This window comes from Paenibacillus sp. tmac-D7, assembly GCF_006519665.1.
GTDB lineage: Bacteria > Bacillota > Bacilli > Paenibacillales > NBRC-103111 > Paenibacillus_G > Paenibacillus_G validus.
The window spans coordinates 103,437-124,459 of record NZ_VIDW01000003.1; the positions used below are offsets into that span (position 1 = coordinate 103,437).

Annotated in this window: 21 protein-coding genes; 16 read left to right on the forward strand and 5 right to left on the reverse strand. The window is 55.8% G+C overall.

The genetic code is table 11. The features are described 5' to 3' along the window. Positions 1–40 precede the first annotated feature (40 nt). The 6 genes from FKP33_RS03215 (at position 41) to FKP33_RS26945 (ending at position 5,614) form a co-directional block, all read left to right on the forward strand. A complete protein-coding gene (locus FKP33_RS03215) occupies positions 41–1,792 on the forward strand; it encodes a 2-oxoacid:acceptor oxidoreductase subunit alpha (protein WP_127604446.1) in 1,752 nt (583 codons plus the stop codon). Then, complete coding sequence (locus FKP33_RS03220; protein WP_054799143.1) at positions 1,780–2,646, forward strand: 2-oxoacid:ferredoxin oxidoreductase subunit beta; 867 nt, start codon at positions 1,780–1,782, stop codon at positions 2,644–2,646. Before FKP33_RS03215 ends, FKP33_RS03220 begins: the two co-directional genes overlap by 13 nt. Positions 2,647–2,752: 106 nt before the next feature. Further along, a complete protein-coding gene (gene pduL, locus FKP33_RS03225; RefSeq protein ID WP_054799144.1) occupies positions 2,753–3,325 on the forward strand; it encodes a phosphate propanoyltransferase in 573 nt (190 codons plus the stop codon). 102 nt (positions 3,326–3,427) lie between these two features. Beyond that, positions 3,428–4,915: a tRNA (N6-isopentenyl adenosine(37)-C2)-methylthiotransferase MiaB gene (miaB, locus tag FKP33_RS03230; protein WP_054795808.1), complete on the forward strand. Its 1,488-nt coding sequence runs from the start codon at positions 3,428–3,430 to the stop codon at positions 4,913–4,915. 15 nt (positions 4,916–4,930) lie between these two features. Further along, entirely contained in the window at positions 4,931–5,374 is a 444-nt protein-coding gene (locus tag FKP33_RS03235) for a YlbF/YmcA family competence regulator (RefSeq protein WP_127604442.1), read from the forward strand. 81 nt (positions 5,375–5,455) lie between these two features. Further along, positions 5,456–5,614, forward strand: a complete 159-nt coding sequence (locus tag FKP33_RS26945) for a hypothetical protein (RefSeq protein ID WP_164751700.1) — start codon at positions 5,456–5,458, stop codon at positions 5,612–5,614. A gap of 52 nt (positions 5,615–5,666) precedes the next feature. On the opposite strand, the gene FKP33_RS03240 is transcribed toward FKP33_RS26945, so the two are convergent. From FKP33_RS03240 to FKP33_RS03255, 4 genes are read right to left on the reverse strand one after another with little or no spacing between them, the layout of a single operon-like run. Further along, positions 5,667–6,506, reverse strand: a complete 840-nt coding sequence (locus tag FKP33_RS03240) for an energy-coupling factor ABC transporter ATP-binding protein (protein ID WP_258313360.1) — start codon at positions 6,504–6,506, stop codon at positions 5,667–5,669. Further along, positions 6,503–7,243: an energy-coupling factor transporter transmembrane component T family protein gene (locus tag FKP33_RS03245; RefSeq protein ID WP_054795809.1), complete on the reverse strand. Its 741-nt coding sequence runs from the start codon at positions 7,241–7,243 to the stop codon at positions 6,503–6,505. Before FKP33_RS03245 ends, FKP33_RS03240 begins: the two co-directional genes overlap by 4 nt. Continuing rightward, the gene (locus tag FKP33_RS03250; protein ID WP_054795810.1) at positions 7,240–7,518 is read right to left on the reverse strand and encodes a PDGLE domain-containing protein; all 279 of its coding nucleotides are present in this window, start codon (positions 7,516–7,518) and stop codon (positions 7,240–7,242) included. Before FKP33_RS03250 ends, FKP33_RS03245 begins: the two co-directional genes overlap by 4 nt. Next, positions 7,515–8,153 carry an energy-coupling factor ABC transporter permease gene (locus FKP33_RS03255; protein WP_054795811.1) on the reverse strand — a complete coding sequence of 213 codons (639 nt, stop codon included), beginning with the start codon at positions 8,151–8,153 and terminating at the stop codon, positions 7,515–7,517. The genes FKP33_RS03250 and FKP33_RS03255 overlap by 4 nt, the downstream gene beginning before the upstream one ends. 175 nt (positions 8,154–8,328) lie before the next feature. On the opposite strand from FKP33_RS03255, the gene nikR reads away from it, so the two are divergent. The 4 genes from nikR (at position 8,329) to hrpB (ending at position 12,291) form a co-directional block, all read left to right on the forward strand. Further along, positions 8,329–8,793 (forward strand): nickel-responsive transcriptional regulator NikR, encoded by a 465-nt coding sequence (gene nikR / locus FKP33_RS03260; protein WP_127604436.1) that lies wholly within the window; start codon positions 8,329–8,331, stop codon positions 8,791–8,793. A gap of 148 nt (positions 8,794–8,941) precedes the next feature. Next, positions 8,942–9,127, forward strand: a complete 186-nt coding sequence (locus FKP33_RS03265) for a hypothetical protein (protein ID WP_054795813.1) — start codon at positions 8,942–8,944, stop codon at positions 9,125–9,127. Between the two features lie 63 nt (positions 9,128–9,190). Continuing rightward, positions 9,191–9,595, forward strand: coding sequence for a YmaF family protein (locus tag FKP33_RS03270; protein ID WP_127604434.1), 405 nt, complete (start codon positions 9,191–9,193; stop codon positions 9,593–9,595). A gap of 185 nt (positions 9,596–9,780) precedes the next feature. Then, positions 9,781–12,291, forward strand: coding sequence for an ATP-dependent helicase HrpB (hrpB, locus tag FKP33_RS03275; protein WP_141333915.1), 2,511 nt, complete (start codon positions 9,781–9,783; stop codon positions 12,289–12,291). Positions 12,292–12,355: 64 nt separating this feature from the next. On the opposite strand, the gene FKP33_RS03280 is transcribed toward hrpB, so the two are convergent. After that, positions 12,356–12,679 (reverse strand): hypothetical protein, encoded by a 324-nt coding sequence (locus FKP33_RS03280; protein ID WP_141333916.1) that lies wholly within the window; start codon positions 12,677–12,679, stop codon positions 12,356–12,358. A 205-nt stretch (positions 12,680–12,884) separates the two neighbouring features. Here FKP33_RS03280 and FKP33_RS03285 point away from each other — a divergent pair, with 205 nt between their 5' ends. The 6 genes from FKP33_RS03285 to FKP33_RS03310 all read left to right on the forward strand — a co-directional run bounded on the left by FKP33_RS03285 (position 12,885) and on the right by FKP33_RS03310 (position 20,977). Further along, positions 12,885–14,141, forward strand: coding sequence for a M48 family metallopeptidase (locus FKP33_RS03285; RefSeq protein ID WP_141333917.1), 1,257 nt, complete (start codon positions 12,885–12,887; stop codon positions 14,139–14,141). Between the two features lie 25 nt (positions 14,142–14,166). Then, positions 14,167–14,820 carry a hypothetical protein gene (locus tag FKP33_RS03290; RefSeq protein ID WP_127604429.1) on the forward strand — a complete coding sequence of 218 codons (654 nt, stop codon included), beginning with the start codon at positions 14,167–14,169 and terminating at the stop codon, positions 14,818–14,820. Positions 14,821–15,297: 477 nt separating this feature from the next. Beyond that, positions 15,298–17,649, forward strand: coding sequence for an RNA polymerase recycling motor HelD (helD, locus tag FKP33_RS03295; RefSeq protein WP_141333918.1), 2,352 nt, complete (start codon positions 15,298–15,300; stop codon positions 17,647–17,649). 141 nt (positions 17,650–17,790) lie between these two features. Continuing rightward, positions 17,791–18,672, forward strand: coding sequence for a YihY/virulence factor BrkB family protein (locus tag FKP33_RS03300; protein ID WP_127604427.1), 882 nt, complete (start codon positions 17,791–17,793; stop codon positions 18,670–18,672). 122 nt (positions 18,673–18,794) lie between these two features. Beyond that, entirely contained in the window at positions 18,795–19,790 is a 996-nt protein-coding gene (locus tag FKP33_RS03305; RefSeq protein WP_141333919.1) for an HD domain-containing protein, read from the forward strand. A gap of 227 nt (positions 19,791–20,017) precedes the next feature. Then, on the forward strand, positions 20,018–20,977 hold the full coding sequence (locus FKP33_RS03310) for a D-alanyl-D-alanine carboxypeptidase family protein (protein ID WP_141333920.1): 960 nt from the start codon (positions 20,018–20,020) through the stop codon (positions 20,975–20,977). The last annotated feature ends 46 nt before the right edge of the window (positions 20,978–21,023 follow it).

Below are 21,023 nucleotides of genomic sequence, written 5' to 3' on the forward strand. Positions count from 1 at the left end.
GTAGCTGCAATGGCAGCGAATTTAAAAGGAGTGGACAACGGTGATTAGCCAATTATCTTGGAAAGTCGGAGGACAGCAGGGGGAAGGCGTGGAGAGTACCGACAAAATTTTCTCTACAGCTTTGACCAGACTGGGGTATTACTTGTATGGATACCGTCATTTTTCCTCGAGGATTAAAGGCGGACATACGAACAACAAAATCAGAATCAGTACGAAACCGATTCGTGCGATTTCCGACGATTTGGACATTCTCGTGGCTTTTGACCAAGAAACGATCGATGTAAATGCGCATGAGCTGCGTGAGAACGGCGTTATTATCGCCGATGCAAAAGTGAATCCTGTCGTACCTGAAGGCGTAAAAGCAAGACTGTTCCCGGTTCCGATTACGGCAATCGCCGAAGAGCTTGGCACCTCCTTATTTAAGAACATGGCCGCTTCCGGCGCATCTTGGGCTTTGCTCGGCTTGCCGCTTGAAGTGTTTAATAAAGCAGTAGAAGAAGAATTCGGACGTAAAGGTCCGGCTGTCGTCGAGAAGAACATCGAAGCGGTTCGCAAAGCGGCGGAGTTCGTTCTGAATTTGACTGGAGGACCACTGCCGGAATTCCAATTGGAACCTGCAGACGGCAGACAGAAGCTGTTTATGATCGGGAATGACGCTATCGGCTTGGGCGCGGTCGCTGCAGGCTGCCGTTTCATGCCTGCATACCCAATCACGCCGGCTTCCGAAATCATGGAGTATCTGATCAAAACGCTTCCGAAATTCGGCGGTACAGTGATTCAAACCGAGGACGAGATCGCGGCATGTACGATGGCGATCGGCGCTAACTACGGCGGCGTACGCGCCCTGACGGCTTCGGCAGGTCCTGGTCTTTCCTTGATGATGGAAGCCATTGGCTTGGCCGGTATGACAGAAACGCCTGTCGTTATCGTCGACACGCAGCGCGGCGGTCCTTCCACAGGTCTTCCGACGAAGCAAGAGCAGTCCGACGTCTTCGCGATGATCTACGGCACGCACGGTGAAATTCCGAAAATCGTCTTGTCGCCTTCCTCGATCGAAGAGTGCTTCTATGACACGATCGAAGCGTTCAACCTGGCGGAAGAGTATCAAGTGCCTGTCATTTTGCTGACCGACCTGCAGCTTTCCTTGGGTAAACAAACGAGCGAGCTGCTTGATTACAATAAAATTCAAATCAAACGCGGTTCGCTCCAAACGGGAGAGCTTCCTCCGCTTGAAGACAACAAAATGTTCAAGCGTTATGAGTTTACCGAGAGCGGCGTTTCACCGCGCGTCGTGCCGGGCCAAAAATACGGCATCCACCACGTAACGGGCGTCGAGCACGATCAAGACGGCCGTCCGTCGGAAAGCCCGATCAACCGTAAGAAAATGATGGACAAACGGATGGGCAAACTCAAAAACATCAAAGTCAACAACCCGATTCTCGTGGATGCACCGCATGAAACGCCGGATCTGCTGATCATCGGTATGGGCTCCATCGGCGGTACGATCGACGAAGCTCGCGGCCGTTTGACTAAAGAAGGCTTGAAAACGAACCATGTAACGGTGCGCTTGCTGCATCCGTTCCCGGTTGAGGAACTGAAACCTTATCTGGAGAAAGCGAAGCAAATCGTTGTCGTAGAGAACAACGCAACAGGCCAACTCGCTTCCTTGATCAAATTGAACGTCGGATATGCCGATAAAATTAAAAGCATGCTGAAATACGATGGAAATCCGTTCTTGCCAGCCGAAATCACAAAATTTTGTCAGGAGTTGAACCTTGTATGGCAACGTTAAAAGACTTCCGCAACAATATCAAACCGAACTGGTGTCCAGGGTGCGGGGACTTCTCCGTACAAGCGGCGATTCAAAGAGCGGCTGCCGGCGTGGGTCTTGAGCCTGAACAGCTTGCCGTTGTCTCGGGTATCGGATGCTCCGGCCGTATTTCCGGCTATATTAACGCTTACGGATTCCACGGTGTACACGGTCGTTCGCTTCCAATCGCGCAAGGTCTGAAAATGGCTAACCGCGAGCTGACGGTTATCGCCGCTGGCGGCGACGGCGACGGCTTCGCCATCGGGATGGGCCATACGGTCCATGCGATCCGCCGTAACATCAACATTACGTACATCGTCATGGACAACCAAATTTACGGGTTGACGAAAGGTCAAACATCGCCGCGTTCGGCAGAAGGCTTCAAAACGAAATCGACGCCGGCCGGTTCGATCGAATCCGCCTTGTCGCCGCTTGAAGTGGCGCTTGCTGCAGGCGCAACGTTCGTCGCACAATCTTTCTCCAGCAACCTGAAACAGCTGACTTCGCTGATCGAAGCAGGCATGAAGCACGAAGGCTTCTCCTTCATCAACGTATTCAGCCCGTGTGTGACGTTCAACAAAGTGAACACATACGAGTGGTTTAAGGAAAATATCGTGGACCTGGAAGAAACACCGGATTACGATCCGTCCAACCGCGTGATGGCGATGAACAAAATCATGGAGACGAACAGCTTGGTGACCGGTTTGATCTACCAAGACAAATCGAAGAAAAGCTATGAAGACCTCGTGTCCGGATTCAAACCGGAAGGTCTTAATAAAGCGAATCTCCAGCTCACCGAGCAAGAGTTTGATAAATTGGTGGCGGAATTCAAATAATTTCATGAATTGTACGCGAGCATACGGCCCAAGCCGTATGCTTTTTATTTTGCGGATGGGTATAATGGGGAAGAGAAGCCATAGAAAGATCAAGGAGAGATGGGACATGAAGCAAGTACCGATCGGCGTTTCCGCGAGACATATTCATTTATCGGCGGAGCATATCGAGGTATTGTTTGGAGCCGGCTACGAACTGAGGGTATTAAAGGAGCTTTCGCAGCCGGGTCAATATGCAGCCAAAGAAACGGTAGCCGTTGTCGGTCCGAAGGGGCGATTCGATAAAGTCCGGATCCTTGGCCCCGCACGTCCGCATTCGCAGCTGGAAGTATCCCGGACCGATGCGTTTGCGCTGGGGATGAATCCCCCCGTTCGCGAGTCGGGGCGCACCGAAGGCACGCCGGGAATTAAGGTGATCGGCCCGGAAGGGGAAGTTGAACTCCAGGAAGGCGTCATTATCGCGGCACGGCACATTCATTTTCATACCGCAGATGCGGCTAAATGGGGCATTCGGGACAAGCAGCTGCTGAAGGTGCGTGTGGAAGGCGAACGCTCGCTTGTGTTCGAGCAAGTGATCGCGCGCGTGTCCGACCAATTTGCGCTCGATATGCATATCGATACGGATGAAGCGAACGCAGCGGGTGTGACAACAGGCGATGTCGGTACGATTTTGTCCGAATAGACTGATTTTCATTCAAGTTCTTTGAAAAACGTGCCGTAGTAGTGATATAATAAAGGGTACGATCTTTGCGGCACACTGCAGTTTCAGGAGGAACGCGAGTCTATGACGACAACGAACAAATCGAAGAAAGATTATTCCATATATTTTCAACCGCCTTCCTATTCGGATGCGAAGAAGCGGGGGAAAGAGGACATTGAAGTTCATTACGACTTCAACGTCCCGGAAGATATGAAGGAAATCGGCAAGGACAAGTTTTACTTGATCCAAACGTACGGCTGCCAAATGAACGAGCACGATACCGAGACGATTAAAGGGATGCTGGAGCAGATGGGCTACCGGTCTACCGACGACCGCAAGCAAGCGGATATCATCCTGCTCAACACCTGTGCCGTCCGGGAGAATGCCGAGGATAAAGTGTTCGGGGAGCTCGGGCACCTGAAGCATTTGAAGCTTGAGAAGCCTTCGCTGATTCTTGGCGTCTGCGGCTGTATGTCGCAGGAAGAGGGCGTCGTCAACCGGATCATGAAGAAGCATCCGTTCGTCGACCTTATTTTCGGCACGCATAACATTCACCGGGTGCCGGTGCTGCTCAAGGAAGCGATGTTCAGCCGGGAGATGGTTATCGAGGTATGGTCCAAAGAGGGCGATATTATCGAAAACTTGCCGAAGAAGCGTGAAGGCATTAAAGCCTGGGTCAATATTATGTACGGCTGCGACAAGTTCTGTACGTATTGTATCGTGCCTTACACGCGAGGCAAGGAACGGAGCCGCCGGCCCCAGGACGTCATCGCCGAAGTGCGCGAGCTGGCGCGGCAAGGCTTCAAGGAGATCATGCTGCTCGGTCAGAACGTCAATGCGTACGGCAAGGACTTCGAGGACATCGAATACCGCTTCGGCGACTTGATGGACGATATCAGGAAGATCGATATCCCGCGCGTCCGATTCACGACGTCGCACCCGCGCGATTTTGACGATCATCTGATCGAGGTGCTTGCGAAGAAGGGCAATCTGGTCGAGCATATCCATCTGCCCGTGCAGTCGGGCAACAACGAAATCTTGAAGCGGATGAGCCGCAAATATACGCGGGAGCATTATTTGGAGCTTGTTCGCAAAATCAAGAAGGCGATTCCTGATGTCGTACTTACGTCAGACATTATCGTCGGGTTCCCGGGCGAAACCGACGAACAGTTCGAGGATACGCTCTCGCTCGTGAACGAAGTCGGTTTCGACAGCGCCTTTACGTTTATTTACTCGCCTCGGGAAGGTACGCCGGCCGCTGCAATGCCGGACGATATCCCGGCCGAAGTGAAGAAACAGCGGTTGTACCGCTTGAATGACGCATTGAACGCGATCAGCAAGCAACGCAATGAGCTTTTGAAAGGTCAAACGCTCGAGGTGCTCGTAGAGGGCGAAAGCAAGAACAATGCGAACGTGCTGGCCGGGCGGACGCGTACGAATAAACTGGTTCATTTCGAAGGACCGAAAGAACTGATCGGCCAATTTGTGCAGGTACGGATTACGGAAACCCCGACGTTCTATATCAAAGGGGACTGGGTGCAGGAAGCCGTAACACAACAACTGGGAAGCTAAGGGGCGTGTAAACGGATGGCAGAGCAAAAATATACCGATTGCGGCATGGAATTGTATACGAACACGGAATTGATCGTGCGCGAAGATATTTTGGCGAAAGCGCGGGAATTGGCGGATCTGATTTCGACCTCGAACGAGGTTCAGTTTTTTCAAAAAGCGGAGAAGCAAATTGCGAACAACGATCACATTCAAACGCTGATCAGTGCGATCAAGAAAAAACAGAAGGAAATCGTCGCTTTTCAATCGTTCCAAAATCAGAAAATGGTCGATAAAATCGAAAATGAAATCAATGCGCTTCAGGACGAGCTCGATGCCATTCCGATCGTTAGCGAGTTCAAGCAATCGCAGGAAGACATCAACTACCTGCTGCAGCTGGTCATGAGCGTCATTCGCGATTCGATCTCGGAGAAAATCAATGTCGAAGAAGGCGAAGTCGTCAATTCGAGCTGCTCGGAATAAGCGTTCGAGCGTCATCGACGTATAATCGGAAGCCATGCTGGCTATCCTCACCTTATCCGACAACGATAAGGAGGAACAAGCTTGGACATCGTGAAATTCAAAGTTGATACACATAACGAGGCGGATCGGCAGGCGATCCTGCGGGAGCTTGCCGAGCATACCTCGTTAACGGCAAGCGAGCAGGAGCAACTGTTACAGGAGCTGGACGAGCTGGAAGTGCAGTCTGGCGCAGAACCGTAAGCGTAATCTGCAAAGCAATGAAGAAGACCTCTGAACGCCTGGAGAAGGCGGTTCAGAGGTCTTGCTGTTGACGCAGCCATTGCCGGGCTTCCTCCATCCGGATCGGCATCGATTCGGGCGGGTTCCAGGCAAATGCGGACATCAGCTTCGCAACGGGAGGCAGATCAAGCCGGGCGGAGGCGAGAAGCTCGGGACGACATCCGAACAGCTCCCGCGGCGTCATGCTGCCCAGACATGCGCCTTCGCGTATGACGATCGCTTGTTCCGCCCATTCTGCGACAAGCTGCATCTGATGGGTGGCGATGACGACGGTTTTCCCGCGCTGCGCGAGCAGTGTTAACACGTCGTGGATCAGGCGCTGTCCTTCGGGATCGAGGAATGCCATCGGTTCGTCGACGATGACCGCCTCCGTATCCATGGCGAGCACGCCGGCGATTGCGACCATTTTCTTCTGTCCGAAGCTGAGCTCGCTGGGATTACGGGCAGCGAGCGGCTCAATGGCGAGCAGCGCCATGCATTCTTCCGCGATCCGGTGTGCTTCATGAACAGGGCGTCCAAGCTGCAGCGGTCCGAAGGCGATGTCGTCCTTCACGGTCATGGAGACGATTTGGTCGTCAGGATCTTGAAAGACAACGCCGACCTTCCGCACCCATTCCGCTTGATTGCTCTTCGTCACCGGCTCGCCCATAATGCGGACGGTGCCGGAGGCGCAGCGAAACAATCCGTTCATGTGGAAAATGAGCGTCGATTTCCCGGCGCCGTTCGGACCGATTAACGCCGTCCGGGAACCGCGCGGAATTTCGAACGAAATGCCGTTCAAGGCTGCAGGCTGAGCGTCGCTGCCGCCGTACCGGTATACGACGTTGTCGAATTGAAACATAGGCTCCATCATCCGATCTCCTTCCATAGCTTGTCCGCAAGGAACAGCAGTGCGACCGGCACGGTCGCGAGCGCCGCTAACGCGCCGTCTGCCGAACGGTAGGCGGGGAGCGGGGATTGCGCAGGTACGCCGCGGTAGCCGCGGGACATCATTCCCCAATAAATACGTTCGGACCGCTGCAGCGATCGCTGTAACAGCAGTCCGAGCAGCCGGGCAAGCTCGAGCGTTTGCCGGTAGTTGAAGTAAGCGCGGAGCCGCAAGCCGCGGCTGCGGCGCGCTTGCATCATGCGGAATGCTTCGTCCCGAATGACGAGAGTAAAACGCAGCGTAAACAGAATCAGTTCGATGAAAATCCCGGGAACTTTCAATCGAAGCAGCGCTTGGAAAAACGAGGGAAGCGGCAGCTCGTGGAAACAAACCGTCAGAGCTTGTACGGTGAAAAGCAGCCTGGCCGCATACACGGCCGCCTTCTCTGCGCCAGCGGCGGACAAGGTTAAGCCGTTCCCAAGGGCAATGCCCGTCCCGCTCTCATACAAGGGGAAAAATAAAAACGAGAACAGGACGAACGGAACGATAAGCCGAGCTCTTCCCCAGAAAGAGCGGAGCGGTACATTTGTCATAATCAGGTAAAGCTGTCCCCAGACAAGCAGCGCTCCGAGTATGTCCAACCGGTTCATGCTGACCGCCATCACGATACAAAGCAAGGTTGCCGCAATCCGGAGCGGGGGATAGCGTACGATGGTCTTCATCGGGTTTTGCGGCTGATCAGCTTGCCCAGCAGCAGAAACAGGACGAATGTCAGCACAGTGCCGAATATACCGGCCAGACTGCCCGAATACCAGCCTTCGACTCCCGGAAAGGTATAGTCCGGAAACCAGGACCCAAGCAGCGTGCCGGCCTGTTCGATATATCCGATTTCCTCACCGGCTTTCTCGAAGCCGTCCGGGTGGCTGGAAGCGAGCAGGGAGACGAAGGCGGCGATCAGCAGCGAAGCGATCAGCCAGAAACGAACCGGTTTGTTCATAAGGAAGCGGTCTCCTTCCCTGGCAAATAAAACGACGAACGCAGCGCGATAGGCAGAACGACGGCTGTGATCAGGCCTTCACCGATCCCAATCCACGTATGCCAGAATACAAGCGCCGCCGCCGCGTCCCCCAAACCTACGACGCCGGACAAGGCAAGCTGCACCGAGGCGGCCAAAGAGACGAGTACGACCGAGCACCAAGCGGATACGAACGCCGCCGCCGCTTTGGGGATGAATGAGAGTTTGCTCAAGAGCTTATGGGTGACGACGGCGAAGGCAGGAGCTAGAATCGCCATGTTCAGCACGTTCGTGCCAAGCGCCGTAATGCCTCCGTCTTGAAAGACGATAGCTTGAATGGCCACAACCACTGTCATGACCAGCGTTGCCGGCCAGAAGCCGAACAGCAGTGCCGCCAGTGCGCCGCCGATCAAATGGCCGGAAGCCGCTGCGCCGAGAATCGGAAAGTTGACCATCTGCGAAGCGAAAATAAACGCGGACATGACGCCCATTACCGGTACAGCCCGATAGTCAAGCTGACGGCGCGAGTGCCGGACGCTGCCTGCCAATACCGCAGCCGATACGATGGCGGAAGCGCTCCAAACCGCGGGGGATAAAATCCCGTCCGGGATATGCATTCGTTTCTCCTCCTTCTGTATGTAGGAATATGCATGATTTCAAACCATATCATATCACTGTGCTACTTTTATGTAAATGAATAGCACGATATTCGCACATCAAGGTGGAAGGTTTATTTCTTCAGCGCGCATATGCTAGAATAAACAGAGAGATTGTACGCGTCGAGGTGTAAATATGGAAAAAGACGTCTTAACACGATTTGGCGTGTCGATGCCGGAAGAGCTGATCAAGCAATTCGATCTCTATCTGACGGAACAAGGTTATACGAACCGTTCGGAAGCGATCCGGGACCTCGTCCGGCGGGTCCTCCTTGAACCGGGCGGCATGGATACCGATCAGCTGGTCGCCGGAACTATCGTGATGGTTTACGACCATCACGCTTTCGAGCTGCCGCTCACCTTGATGGAGCTCCAGCATGATTATCACCATCAGATTATTTCCACGATGCATGTGCATCTGAATCACCATCAATGCATGGAGATTATCGTTGTTCGTGGCATGCTCGGTCAGCTGCATGAGCTTCGGCAGCGTATACAAGTGTTGAAGGGCGTACATTACGCCGAGCTTTCGGTTACGTTCGTCGACAATCACGAAACGCCGCAAGACCCTCACACGCCGCACGGACATTCGCACGCTTAGGCGAACCGATCGGCAATTGTTTCTGGATGGCTTCAATAATTTGTCAAGGAAAAGTCGGCTCCGCTATATGCTTCCTCTTTTATTTATGGTATTTTGTAAACGGTAGGGCATTTGCCCGTAATGTGAAGCAAAGGGGAAGTTATATCGGATGGCGACGATCGTCATGTTAGTTTGTTTGGTTGTGATGGGGTCATTCTTCAGTCTCTCGTTCGTATTGGCCTTTAAGAAGAAGAAAACGGCAGCTATTATGTGGCTGATCGTCGGCTTCGTCAGTGCGTTTCTGTTTTATTACGGGATTTATCAAGGGTGGATTTTGATTCCCGAGCAAAAATAAGGCATGAACGGACGATACTCCCGCGTACAATGTGAAGAAATTCGGCGTGGGGGGGGGGAGTCGATGCGGAAATTTCAGGAGCTGCCCGGGGCCACCGCGCCAAGGCCTCTGGCCCATGCGCATTACGCGGGCGGCTGGACGGACACCGTGCTCGGACATGCGCATTCGCTCGAGCTGTTTACTTATCCGGTGAACGGAAGTGCGGCCGATGGACATGTACATACGTTTCAAGGCCATACGCATATGAGCGCCGGACATTTTCACCGATTCTTCGGTTCTACGGGTCCGGCCATCGCGCTGCCGAGCGGGGAGCATATCCATCGGGTCGAATTCAGTTTGGACGATGAGCCCTTCGAACCGAAAGGGAACTTTTATAAAACGGTGCTTTCGGTGAAGCGGCACGTCCATCATTTTGCAGCCGCGTCGGGGCCGGAGATCGGACACGATCTCGGGACTTGGGACGAGTGAGCGGGGGGGAAAGATCTGGCGGCTCCACTTCGGAGAAGCCGGGTCTTTTTGTCGTGGCGTCTTGGCCCAAGCTTCGGCAGCTTAGGCGTCGGCCTGCCGCATTTTACCTGTAAGTCAGGGTGTTCGGTGAGAGGTCGGCCTATCCTGAAACCATGAGTTGATATTCAGAGCAAGAGGTGACCGGGTTGTTACAATTGCCAATAGATGCACTCATTCCGGACGTTCGCCGTACGCTGTCCGCACATGCGCGGGCGGTGCTGGTGGCGGAGCCGGGAGCGGGGAAGACGACAAGGGTTCCTCTGGCGCTGTTGAACGAGCCCTGGCTGCAAGGACGCAAGATCCTCATGCTGGAGCCGCGGCGTTTGGCGGCGAAGGCAGCGGCGCGTTATATGGCCGAAATGCTGGGGGAGAAGGTCGGTCAAACGGTCGGGTATCGGGTAAGACTGGAGACGAAGGTAAGCGCGCAAACCCGGATTGAGGTTATTACCGAGGGCGTGCTTACGCGTCTGCTGCAGGCCGATCAGGCGCTGGAGGACACGGGCGTCGTCATCTTTGATGAATTTCATGAACGCAGCCTGCAAGCCGATCTCGGTCTGGCCCTTTGCTTGGAGTCGCAAACGGTGCTGCGTGACGATCTGCGGATTCTGGTTATGTCGGCGACGCTCGACGCAGCGGCGGTTAGTGCGCTGATGGGCGATGCGCCTGTATTGGTTAGCGAGGGACGGAGCTATCCGGTCGTCACGCATCATTTGCCGCGTAAACGGGACGAGACGGTTGAGCAGGCGACGGCAAGAGCGATCGAAATGGCGCTTGCGCGGGATGAAGGCGATATTTTGGCCTTTTTGCCGGGAACGCGGGAAATCCGGCGTGTCGAAGCCATGTTGGCAGGTTTGAAAAGGGTTCCGGGCATTCGTATCGCGCCTCTGTACGGCATGCTGCCGCAGCAAGCGCAGGAGGCAGCGCTGCAGCCCGGACAACAGGGAGAGCGGAAGATCGTGATCTCGACGCCGATCGCCGAGACGAGCTTGACGGTCGAAGGCGTGCGCATTGTCGTCGACAGCGGCTTGATGCGTGTGCCGCGGTTTTCGCCGCGCACCGGCATGACGCGTCTCGAAACGGCCAAGGTGTCGCGGGCGTCCGCCGATCAGCGGCGAGGACGCGCCGGCCGGCAGGCGCCGGGCGTCTGCTACCGGCTATGGTCGGAAACGGAAGACCGGGCGCTGGCGGAGCATCGTACGCCGGAGATCGCCGAAGCCGATTTGGCCCCGCTTGCCCTGGAGCTGGCCGCCTGGGGAGTCGCGGATCCCGGAGCGCTCCAATGGTTGACGCCGCCGCCGGCTGCCGCCTATGCGCAAAGCGTCGAGCTCTTGAAGCAGCTCGGCGCGTTGAATGCGAGCGGCGCTCTTACCGGGCACGGCCGGCAGATGGCCGAGCTGGGGATGGAGCCCCGTCTCGCGCATATGGTGCTCCGCGCGATTCCGCTTCACCTGGGGGAGATGGCCTGCGAACTGGCCGCTATGCTGCAGGAGCGGGATGTGTTCGGCGGCGACCGGCAGGGCGACGATGCGGATATTCGGCTGCGATTCGCCGCGCTGCACGATTTTGCGAGGCAAGCCCAGGCTGCGCAGGGGACGGCTGCCGACGCGGCGGTCAAACGGCGCGTTCTGGAGGAAGCGGCGCAGTGGAAGCGGAGGCTTGGCTTAAGCGGTGCGACTAGCGCGGACAAGGACGCAAACTGCGGGCTGCTGCTTGCGCTGGCTTACCCGGATCGAATCGGGCAAAACCGCGGGGACGGACGGTTTATTCTCAGCGGAGGGCGCGGAGCGGTGTTCGGCAAGCCGCAGCAGTTGTCGCAAGAGGCTTATCTGGTGGCTGCCGAGTTGGACGATCAGGGAACGGACAGCCGCATCCGGCTTGCCGCACCGCTAACCTTGGACGACCTGTACCGGCACTTTGACGAACTCATCGTCCGGGAAGCGGTTGTCCGATGGGACGACCAAGCCCGTAATGTGCGGGCGCGCAAACGCGAACGGCTCGGTGCGCTGCTGCTGAAAGAAACGGTATGGCCGAATCCGGAGCAGGGCGAGGTCGTCCAAGCGCTGCTCGAAGGTGTGCGTACGGAGGGCCTCGACCTGCTGACGTGGACCAAACCGGCGAAGCAGCTGCGTGAACGGCTTGCTTTCATGCATCGCCATGCGCGCGGGGACGGCTGGCCGGACGTTTCCGATGAAGCGCTGCTGGAGGGGCTGGACGAATGGCTGGCGCCGCATCTGTACGGGATGAAGCAGCGCGAAGATCTGCAGCGGCTGCAGCCTGCCTCGCTGCTCGAAGGCATGCTGTCCTGGCCGCAGCGTCAAGCGCTGGAGCAGGATGCGCCTACGCACGTAACCGTGCCCAGCGGCTCGCGCATTCCGATCGACTACAGCGATCCGGATGCGCCGGTGCTGGCCGTGCGGCTGCAGGAGATGTTCGGGCTGCAGCATACGCCGCGATTGGCCGGTGGCCGGGTGCCGGTTGTTCTGCACCTGCTGTCGCCGGCACACCGTCCGGTGCAGGTGACGCGGGATTTGGCCAGCTTCTGGCGGGATGCGTACTTCGAGGTGAAGAAAGATCTGAAGGGCCGGTACCCGAAGCACGTCTGGCCGGACGATCCGCTGGCGGCGGCCCCGACGAATCGGGCCAAGCCGCGAAGCTGAAGGCATAAAGAGAAGAGACCGCCCGGCACGATGGCCAGGGCGGTCTCTTTCGAGATTGGAATTGTTATTTTACGCGGTACGTGAAAGACTTTGCTTGGGCAGTCCGGAACAAATACCAGCCGCCGATGATCATGGCTGCCGAGATCAGCAGCGCGATAAATTTAGGCAGCCAGTAGAGCAGCAGTACGCCGCCTGCGATGAGGCCGAGCACGCTGCAAATTTTTTTCAGCGCGTTGTCCGCTGTTCGGAGAAAGCGAAATCCGAAGTACAGCAGAATGAAAGCTAAAGCGTACGAGATAAACGCTTCAAACCCGCCCCAAACAAATAATGTGCATACGCCAAGGAATCCCAGCGCGATGCCTCCGATCGATCTGCCGTTCCATACCATATTGTTCTTCACCTGTCCTTTATTCAGTAGTTCGTCATAGGTTTATTGTAAACGATTTAGGCGCAATCGGAAACCGTCCGAAGACGGACGCTAAGCTGGACCTAGGTCGGGGTTGCGTATGATGCGCGTAGGAGGGGAAGCCGCGTTGCAACAACAGAGTCCGAACAGGTTATAATGGACGTATATCCCATAAAGGAGGTCGGTTATGCAGGCGCAAACCTCTTGGCGAAAAAAATTCGCGGTTGCTTTTATCATTTACGCTGCTGCGATTGGTCTCTACCTCGCTGCGGCGACAATCCATCCGATTCCGGAAGCTTACCGCGGAACGGCGGCCGATCCCGCCACGTTCCTCGATCCGGCGAAATACAGGCAGAGCCTCCTATATTCGGCACAGCGGAACTGGATTTTTTTCATCAGTTATCCATGGGAATGGGCTGTTTATTTGTACCTCTTGTTCAGTCGAAAAGGGGCGGCTTGGCAATCCAGGCTGGAGCAATCGCCGAAGCTTCGGAAGTTCACGCTGCCGTTATTTGTGCTGCTGCTGCAAGGCTTCGTGTTCCTATGCTTTTTGCCGCTTCGGGTGCTCAGCTATATGTTATCGCGAACGAACGGCATCTCGACCCAAGGATGGGGGAGCTGGCTGCAGGACCGGGCCGTCGACTTTGGCGTTAACTATGTGCTGATCGTGATCGTGGCTTCCGTCGCTTTCCTGATTATGCGAAAGGGCGGGCGCTGGTGGCTGAAGCTGTGGCTGCTGTCGATTCCGTTCACGCTGTTTATGATGTACATCCAGCCGGTCGTCATCGACCCGCTCTATAATCAATTCAACCGGCTGTCCGATCCGCAGCTGGAAGCGAAAATTTTGTCGCTTGCGGACAAAGCGCACATCCCGGCCGAGCGCGTGTATGAAGTCGATATGTCGGAGAAAACGAACGCCTTGAACGCGTATGTGAGCGGCATCGGGGGGAGCTTGCGGATCGTGCTGTGGGATACTACGCTTCAGCGTCTGAACGAGCCGGAAATTTTACTGATCATGGCGCACGAAATGGGGCATTATGTGAAGCATCACTTGGAGTGGAGCGCGATCGGTGCCGTCGGCTCCAGCTTCGTGCTTCTGTGGGCCGGGAGCTTCGCCATTCGCCGTTTGCTGAAGCGATTCGGCGATGACTGGGGCATCCGCCGTCTGCATGAGCCTGCTGCGCTGCCGGCGGTGCTGCTGCTCATCTCGGTGCTCACCTTCGTCTCCCTGCCGGTCAGCAATGCCGTTTCCCGGCAAGCGGAGCATGCGGCCGATATCTATGCGTTTCAGCTGATCGGCAGCAAGGAGGGGGCCGTCACGATGTATCAGAAGCTGGCCGAATCGTCATTAAGCGAAATGAATCCGCCGTTGCTCGTCAAGCTGTTTCGCTCCACCCACCCGAGCCTGATGGACCGCATTTTATATGCCCAAGATGCGCCGTAGACGTCATATTGTGTTGATGCCGGGTATGGCTACAGCGCCTCGCTTTATGGATGCGATCGGCGAAGCGCTCGCCGATCGGCTGAAGGCGCATGGCGATGATCGCCCCTCGGTGCAGACGGTGTTTCCTTATGGTGACTGGGGACGGCATCTTGTGCTGCAGCTTCGCGAAATCTCCGTCGACCTCGGCTTGTCCCCGGGACGCGCCGAGCGTTCTATCGGCGCCAGACGTATCCGGGCCGAGCTGCAGGAGTTAACGACGCTGGAAGAAGTGCTTATCGTCGGTCATAGCGGCGGTGGCGTAGCAGGGCTTCACGTATCGCGGTGGCTGCGGAAGGAGTTTCCGCACCTGCGCCTTCGCAACGTGCTCGTCGGATCGCCCAAATGCCGGGTGCTGCCTGACGAGCAGCATGCGGTTCTGGCGATCCGGGCGTCATCCCTTGACGGCCGAACCGTCGACCCGGTCGGACGGCTCGGCAGCTGGGGCGGATGGGAACGGACCCTGCTGGGTCTTGTCCGGTGGAACCGCTGGAAGTTCGCACCGCAGACGCGTATCGAGCTGCCGATCGTCGGCGGGCATCCGGATTATTTTCGCGGGTATGCGCCGTATGTGGATGAGACGGGGATGTCGAACCTGGAGAAAACGGCAGGATGCATCGAGAATTGGTTATCTGCCCATTAATCGCGGGGGGGCGTGGAGCAGAGCGTAATAGCGTCCCGCTGCACAGCAGGATAATGAAAAAAAACGACCTGAATCAGGTCTCGAATTAGGTAGGGGTCGCCGGCTTGGCGGGGGGCGGTGCGAGTTTGGCCCGTTCCCCGCACCAGGCGTATTTTTTGTCAAAAGGCCGCGTTTGGTGCGGTTGCCCGGGAAATGAAGATTAGGAAATACGGAAAATACGGAAATCCAAGAGATCCAAGAGATCCAAGAGATCCAAGAAAACCAGCCTCTGCTACAAACAGAAAAAGAACGATTGTGGAATCGTTCTTCGAAGTTAACAAGTATGAAATTGATTTACATGACGGGCCGTGTTAAAATCAAATATAACGCTTGAAAATGTAAAGATAAATAATCATATTTATCTAATTTAATATTACCACAATAAAAAGCCCGTGTCAAGCGTTTCCCCTCACATTTTTTTATTAAAGGAGAAGTCGCATGAATTCCAATGAACATCCGCAATGGCAAGAGGAACAACAACGCGTCCGTCACGTGGCGGCGGAAATCCGGGAACGGATCGGATCGCTGCAGGAACAGCTTGGCGCGATTCGCTCCGATATCGTCACGCTCCGCACACACTTCTGGGACGATGTAACGGTTAACTTCGAGGATGCGGCCGAAGCGGCCGAAACGTATGCGAGCATGAAGCAGCAGGCCGAGGTATTGTCCGAGCGGGAACGCAGTCATAAGCATGCCCGGGCGCAGCTGCTCGTTCTGGAGCGGCTGAAAGACTCCCCTTACTTCGGGCGCATTGATTTTCGCGAAGACGGAGAATCCGCTGCCGAGCGAATCTATATCGGTATCGGCTCGCTTCTTGAGAAATCGGGCGAGACCTTCCTGATTTACGACTGGCGCGCTCCCGTCTCCGGCATGTATTACGATTATGCGCCCGGCCCTGCGCAGTACGATACGCCGATGGGGCGAATAAGCGGAACGATGGAGCTGAAGCGGCAGTACATGATCCGGGGCGGCGAGATCCGCAGTTTGTTCGACACCGGGATTACGATCGGCGACGAGCTGTTGCAGCAAGTGCTGGGCAAGCAGTCGGACACCCAGATGAAAAGCATCGTCGCGACGATCCAAAAGGAGCAAAACTCCGTTATCCGCGACACCAGCAGCAAGCTTCTTGTCGTTCAAGGAGCGGCAGGCAGCGGGAAGACGTCCGCCGCTCTGCAGCGGGTTGCTTATTTGCTGTATCGGTATAGGGAGACGTTAAGCGCCGAGCACATTTTATTGTTTTCGCCGAACCCGATGTTCAACAGCTATGTGTCGACCGTCTTGCCCGAGCTGGGCGAAGAAAACATGGAGCAGACGACGTTCCAGGAATACATTGAGTTCCGTCTTGGAGATGCGTTCGACATTGAGGATCCGTTCCGCCAGCTGGACGATGCATTGACGATGATGGACACGGCCGATTATGACGTGCGTATGGAGAGCATTAAGTTTAAAGCGAGCCTCTCGTTCCTGCAGGTCATGGAAAGGTATGTGAACGGTTTGAAGGAGGAAGGACTTGTTTTCAAACCCGTTATGTTCCAAAACCGCGAGCTGATCGGTGCGGAGGCGATGCGTCAGCAATTTTATGCGTACGACCCGAGCTGGTCGATTCCGAACCGGCTGCGCCAGCTGGTTGAATGGCTGCAGCAGCAGCTCAAACAATTCGCGCGGGCCGAGAAGCGCAAGCCATGGGTCGAGGACGAAATTGAGCTGCTCGATCAGGACGCTTACATGGAAGCGTATGAGGCGCTGCGCCGCAAGAAACGGTTTACCGAAGAGTCGTTCGACGATTTCGAACAGGAAAAGGCAGCTTTGGCCGCGATGGTTGTCAACGAGCATTTTAAGCCGCTGCGCAGCTGGGTGAAACGGCTCAAATTTGTCGATCTGCCGGCGACGTACGCTGCGTTATTCGCAAGTCCCCGGAAAGCTCTCGATTGGGCCGGCGAATCGGGGCTGCCCGGATGTTGGCCGGCGGTTTGCGCTCTAACCCTTGATCGGTTGAAGCGTGGAGAGCTGGCGAACGAGGACACGACGCCGTTGTTGTATTTGAAGGACCGCATCGAAGGCGCGCACCGCAATCTGAAGGTGCGGCATGTGTTTATTGATGAAGCGCAGGATTATTCGCCGTTCCAATTCGCGTATTTGATGCAAATGTTCCCGAGCAGCCGATGGACCGTGCTGGGCGATTGGAATCAAGCGATTCACGTACAGGCGGCGGACCGCGACCGGTTCGGCGATTTGATCGCGCTGTTCGGCGAGGAGCAGTCCAAACGTATCGTGTTCACCAAAAGCTACAGGTCGACCCGGCAAATCGTCAAATTTACGCGCGGGATGCTGGTCGGAGGGCAGGTTATTGAGCCGTTCAACCGCGACGGTCTCCTGCCGACGGTAACTTATGCCCCCGATCTTGGCACCATGCGCGAACAAATCGTACGGCAGCTTGAGACACTGCTCGAAGAAGGGCACCGAACTCTTGCCGTTATTTGCAAAACGGCGGCCGAAAGCCAGGACACGTATGCGGCGCTGAAAGAGCGCTTGCCGGTTCGGCTGATCAGTACGGAGACGGTTACGTTCGAGCCCGGCCTGCTGGTCATCCCCGCCTATTTGGCCAAAGGGGTGGAGTTCGATGCGGTTATACTGCATAACGCCTCGGAGGAACGGTACGGGCGGGAGAGCGAAAGACGTTTGTTTTACACGGCATGTACGCGGGCCATGCATGAGCTGCACTTGTTCCATACAGGGAAAGTAAGCCCCTTTGTGGCGCAAACGCCGCCGGAAACTTATATAAAGCGCTGATGCGGAAAACGGCCGGTCTATTCAGAACCGGTCGTTTTTGCGTCAGCCGGGAAGAAATCGGTTAAAGTGAATAAAATAAAGTCTACGGACTATGCTGGTAAGGAAGCCCAAATTAACGATTGAAGGAGGTGCGGGAGTCGGATGAAGAAAAAAAACGTTTTTTTTCAAACCTTAATTTGCCGGTTTCAAGATGACGATGTGTCGGCGTTGGCCGCTCAATTGACTTATTATTTGATCCTGTCGTTCTTCCCGTTTCTCATCTTCGTCGCGGCACTGCTTAGTTTTACCCGTTTTTCGGCTATAGACGCGCTCGAGCGGTTAAGCTTGTTTTTACCGGAGATGTCCAATCAGACGATCTCGGAGGTTTTATATGAAATCGAGCAGACCCGCAGCGGCTCGCTGCTTTCGTTCGGATTGATCGCGGCGCTCTGGTCGGCGTCCAACGGCGTCAATGCGATTATTAAGGGACTTAACAAGGCGTACGATGAAGAGGAGAACCGCCCGTTCTGGCTCGTCCGTTCGATGTCGCTGCTGACGACGGTCGTTCTTGCGGTTGCGATCCTGTTAAGCTTCAGCATGCTCGTGTTCGGCCGGATGATCGGCGAATGGATTTATCATACGGCACATTTGCCGGGCGATTTCTCGCAGTTATGGGGATGGGTTCAGTATGCAATCCCGCTCGTCGTGTTATGGACGATGTTCGTGCTGTTATATTCGTACTTGCCAAATGTGCGGCTAGGGTATAAAGCGGTCATTCCGGGCGCGATCTTTGCGACCGGCGGCTGGATTGTCGTCTCGATGCTGTTCTCCTTCTACGTGAATCACTTTGACAGCTATTCGAGAACGTACGGCAGCATCGGAGGCATCATCGTTCTGCTGACCTGGTTGTACTTATCGAGCATGATTATATTGTTGGGCGGCCAAATCAACGCAACGCTTCATTTTATGAAGACAGGAAGGGAGAAGCCGCCGTGCAAAGCGTTCTCGTTGTCGCTTTTCGGATGGAGTCGTAAGTCAACGTGAATGAAGTTGATTACATAAATTATTAATTACATTAATTAAAATCCGGCAAAACTGCAAGGAGTAGACGCCATGTCTTCGCCGCCGTATAATAAGATTTCATCTTTTTGGCGGGAGGCCCCTATATGAACCATGGAAAAGATCGCTATGTCAGACAGCCGGCGAACGCAAGCACCTGCTGGGAGCCGATGTATCGCTTGGACGTGCCGCTCGACCCGCTTGAGCGGGGGCTGCTTATGACGGGCGAACTATGGCGGCTGCATCGCGTATCCCATTTCGGAGCGGCCGCTTTAGCCAGTCCGGTCAAACACTCGCGGTACGAGCATACGTTAGGGGTATGGGCGCTCGCCAAGACGTTTTTCCCGGAATGGCGCGAGCTGCATGCGGCGGCGCTGCTGCACGATATCGGCCATCTGCCTTTCTCTCACGCGGTGGAGAAAGCGATCGGGCAAGATCACCATCGCATGACCGAACAATTGATCTTGTCGGCGCCGATAGCCGGTTTGCTGAGCAAACACGGCTTGTCCGCATCGGATATCGTCGACTTACTGAATACCGACTCCCCGTTGACGCACCGATCCGGTTTTTTGGGCTTGGATCACCTGGACAGCTTCCTGCGCGACACGCATGCAGCGGGCTTGTACGATCGGCATCCGGCGGAGCTGATCCGAAACATTCGTTTCGAAGGCCATGTTGTGAGCACCGATGAAGAGACGGCCTCTCATATACTGGAAGCCGTTGTTCGCGATCACTGCATATTCCTGCATCCGTACCATCTGGCCCTGGATGCGCTGCTGTCGAAGGCCGTGCTGGGTCTCATTCGCGAAACGCCCTGTTTCGCGGAGGAGATCCGGACGATGACGGACGACCGGCTGCTGGCTCGATTCGAGTCCGGGGACGACGAGGTTCGGGCCATGGCGAAGGTGCTGTTTCATCAACCGCATCGGCTCCGCCCGAGTGAGGCGCATGCCCCGCATGCGATTCGGGCGGAAGTCCGCAAGCTGTATCCGAAGCAGCCGCTCGTCAATGGCGTTCCGCTCACCGAGCTGCGGGATGATGCGAAGCTTCTCCTGCAGGAGCTGGAATCGCTGCGCGGCGTGTTCTTTTACCGGATCGATTAGCCGCCGCGTTCGTCGGGAAGGGAGAGTTCTGATCGGCAGATGCAGGGAATCGGATCGCTTGAAGCGTCTCTACAGAGAAGAGGCGCTTTTTGTATTGCCAATCATACCGATACGACCTCAAAAAAATTTGCAGCCTTTATTCAGCGGAACATACAGTTGTGACGTCTATATTAGAGTAAGGTTCAAATCTTGGTCGAAAATGTTGAAGCAGGGAGGAGTATTGCGTCATGAAATGGATTCGCCGCATGTTGTTATTTGGCATAACCGCCGTTATCCTGGCAATAGGTTGGCCGCACCTCGACCGCCTGAAGCCGACAGCGGCCTTCGCGTGGCGCTCCGTCAGCAGCGGGGAATTTCTGAAGCCGGGCCCCGTCATTCAGGGGGAAGCCGCCGCGCTCGTGAATGGGGAGACGGGGGAACTTCTGTTCAGTAAACGGGCAAGCGAACGCATGTACCCCGCAAGTACGACGAAAGTGATGACGGCGCTTATCGCCTTGGAACGGTTGAAGCCGGAAGATCGGATTACGGTTGGCGACGAGGTGAGCTTGCGTACGCCCGGTGAAAGCTCCGCAGGACTGACCGCCGGTCAAAAGCTGACGCTGCGCGATCTGATCGCGGCCATGATGCTGCCGTCCGGCAACGACGCCGCCCGCACGGTCGCCGTCCATGTGGCCCGCAAATCGTGCGGCGCCAAGCTGAAGACGCGGGAAGCGATGAACTGCTTTGCGAAGCTGATGAACGAACGGGCGAAGCAGCTGGGGGCGGACGACTCCCACTTCGTCAATCCGCACGGGCTGCACGACCCTGACCATTATTCGACGGCTCGCGATCTTGCGATCATCGCCATGAAGGCGATGGAGCAGCCGGAGTTTCGCCGCATCGTAGCAGAGCCCGAGCATCGGGTTGCAGGCAGCGCGGGGACCGGTTCTGCGGTTTCGAGCAGCGGTTCCCCGGCCCCGCAGCGCTATACGAACCGCAATTTGCTGGTGCAGCCGAGCGGCGGTTATTATTTTCAAGGCGCTAACGGGGTGAAAACCGGATTTACCGATGAAGCCGGCTATTGTTTGGTCGCTTCGGCTCAACGCGGCGGCACTCAACTGATCTCCGTCGTGCTGCGGTCGACGCAATCGGAAGTCTGGACCGATTCGACAGCGCTGTTGACGTACGGTTTCGGGAAATCGTCGTAACGCGTAGAATTGCGGCGCATGCAAAACCGCCGAATGACGGCTTATT

Bases quoted from the DNA above. Each gene is read 5' to 3' on its own strand.
- FKP33_RS03220 (WP_054799143.1), top strand. From the start codon at position 1,780: ATGGCAACGTTAAAAGACTTCCGCAACAATATCAAACCGAACTGGTGT.
- pduL (WP_054799144.1), top strand. From the start codon at position 2,753: ATGAAGCAAGTACCGATCGGCGTTTCCGCGAGACATATTCATTTATCG.
- miaB (WP_054795808.1), top strand. From the start codon at position 3,428: ATGACGACAACGAACAAATCGAAGAAAGATTATTCCATATATTTTCAA.
- FKP33_RS03235 (WP_127604442.1), top strand. From the start codon at position 4,931: ATGGCAGAGCAAAAATATACCGATTGCGGCATGGAATTGTATACGAAC.
- FKP33_RS03240 (WP_258313360.1), bottom strand. From the start codon at position 6,506: ATGATGGAGCCTATGTTTCAATTCGACAACGTCGTATACCGGTACGGC.
- FKP33_RS03245 (WP_054795809.1), bottom strand. From the start codon at position 7,243: ATGAAGACCATCGTACGCTATCCCCCGCTCCGGATTGCGGCAACCTTG.
- FKP33_RS03250 (WP_054795810.1), bottom strand. From the start codon at position 7,518: ATGAACAAACCGGTTCGTTTCTGGCTGATCGCTTCGCTGCTGATCGCC.
- FKP33_RS03255 (WP_054795811.1), bottom strand. From the start codon at position 8,153: ATGCATATCCCGGACGGGATTTTATCCCCCGCGGTTTGGAGCGCTTCC.
- nikR (WP_127604436.1), top strand. From the start codon at position 8,329: ATGGAAAAAGACGTCTTAACACGATTTGGCGTGTCGATGCCGGAAGAG.
- FKP33_RS03265 (WP_054795813.1), top strand. From the start codon at position 8,942: ATGGCGACGATCGTCATGTTAGTTTGTTTGGTTGTGATGGGGTCATTC.
- FKP33_RS03270 (WP_127604434.1), top strand. From the start codon at position 9,191: ATGCGGAAATTTCAGGAGCTGCCCGGGGCCACCGCGCCAAGGCCTCTG.
- FKP33_RS03280 (WP_141333916.1), bottom strand. From the start codon at position 12,679: ATGGTATGGAACGGCAGATCGATCGGAGGCATCGCGCTGGGATTCCTT.
- FKP33_RS03285 (WP_141333917.1), top strand. From the start codon at position 12,885: ATGCAGGCGCAAACCTCTTGGCGAAAAAAATTCGCGGTTGCTTTTATC.
- FKP33_RS03290 (WP_127604429.1), top strand. From the start codon at position 14,167: ATGGCTACAGCGCCTCGCTTTATGGATGCGATCGGCGAAGCGCTCGCC.
- helD (WP_141333918.1), top strand. From the start codon at position 15,298: ATGAATTCCAATGAACATCCGCAATGGCAAGAGGAACAACAACGCGTC.
- FKP33_RS03300 (WP_127604427.1), top strand. From the start codon at position 17,791: ATGAAGAAAAAAAACGTTTTTTTTCAAACCTTAATTTGCCGGTTTCAA.
- FKP33_RS03305 (WP_141333919.1), top strand. From the start codon at position 18,795: ATGAACCATGGAAAAGATCGCTATGTCAGACAGCCGGCGAACGCAAGC.
- FKP33_RS03310 (WP_141333920.1), top strand. From the start codon at position 20,018: ATGAAATGGATTCGCCGCATGTTGTTATTTGGCATAACCGCCGTTATC.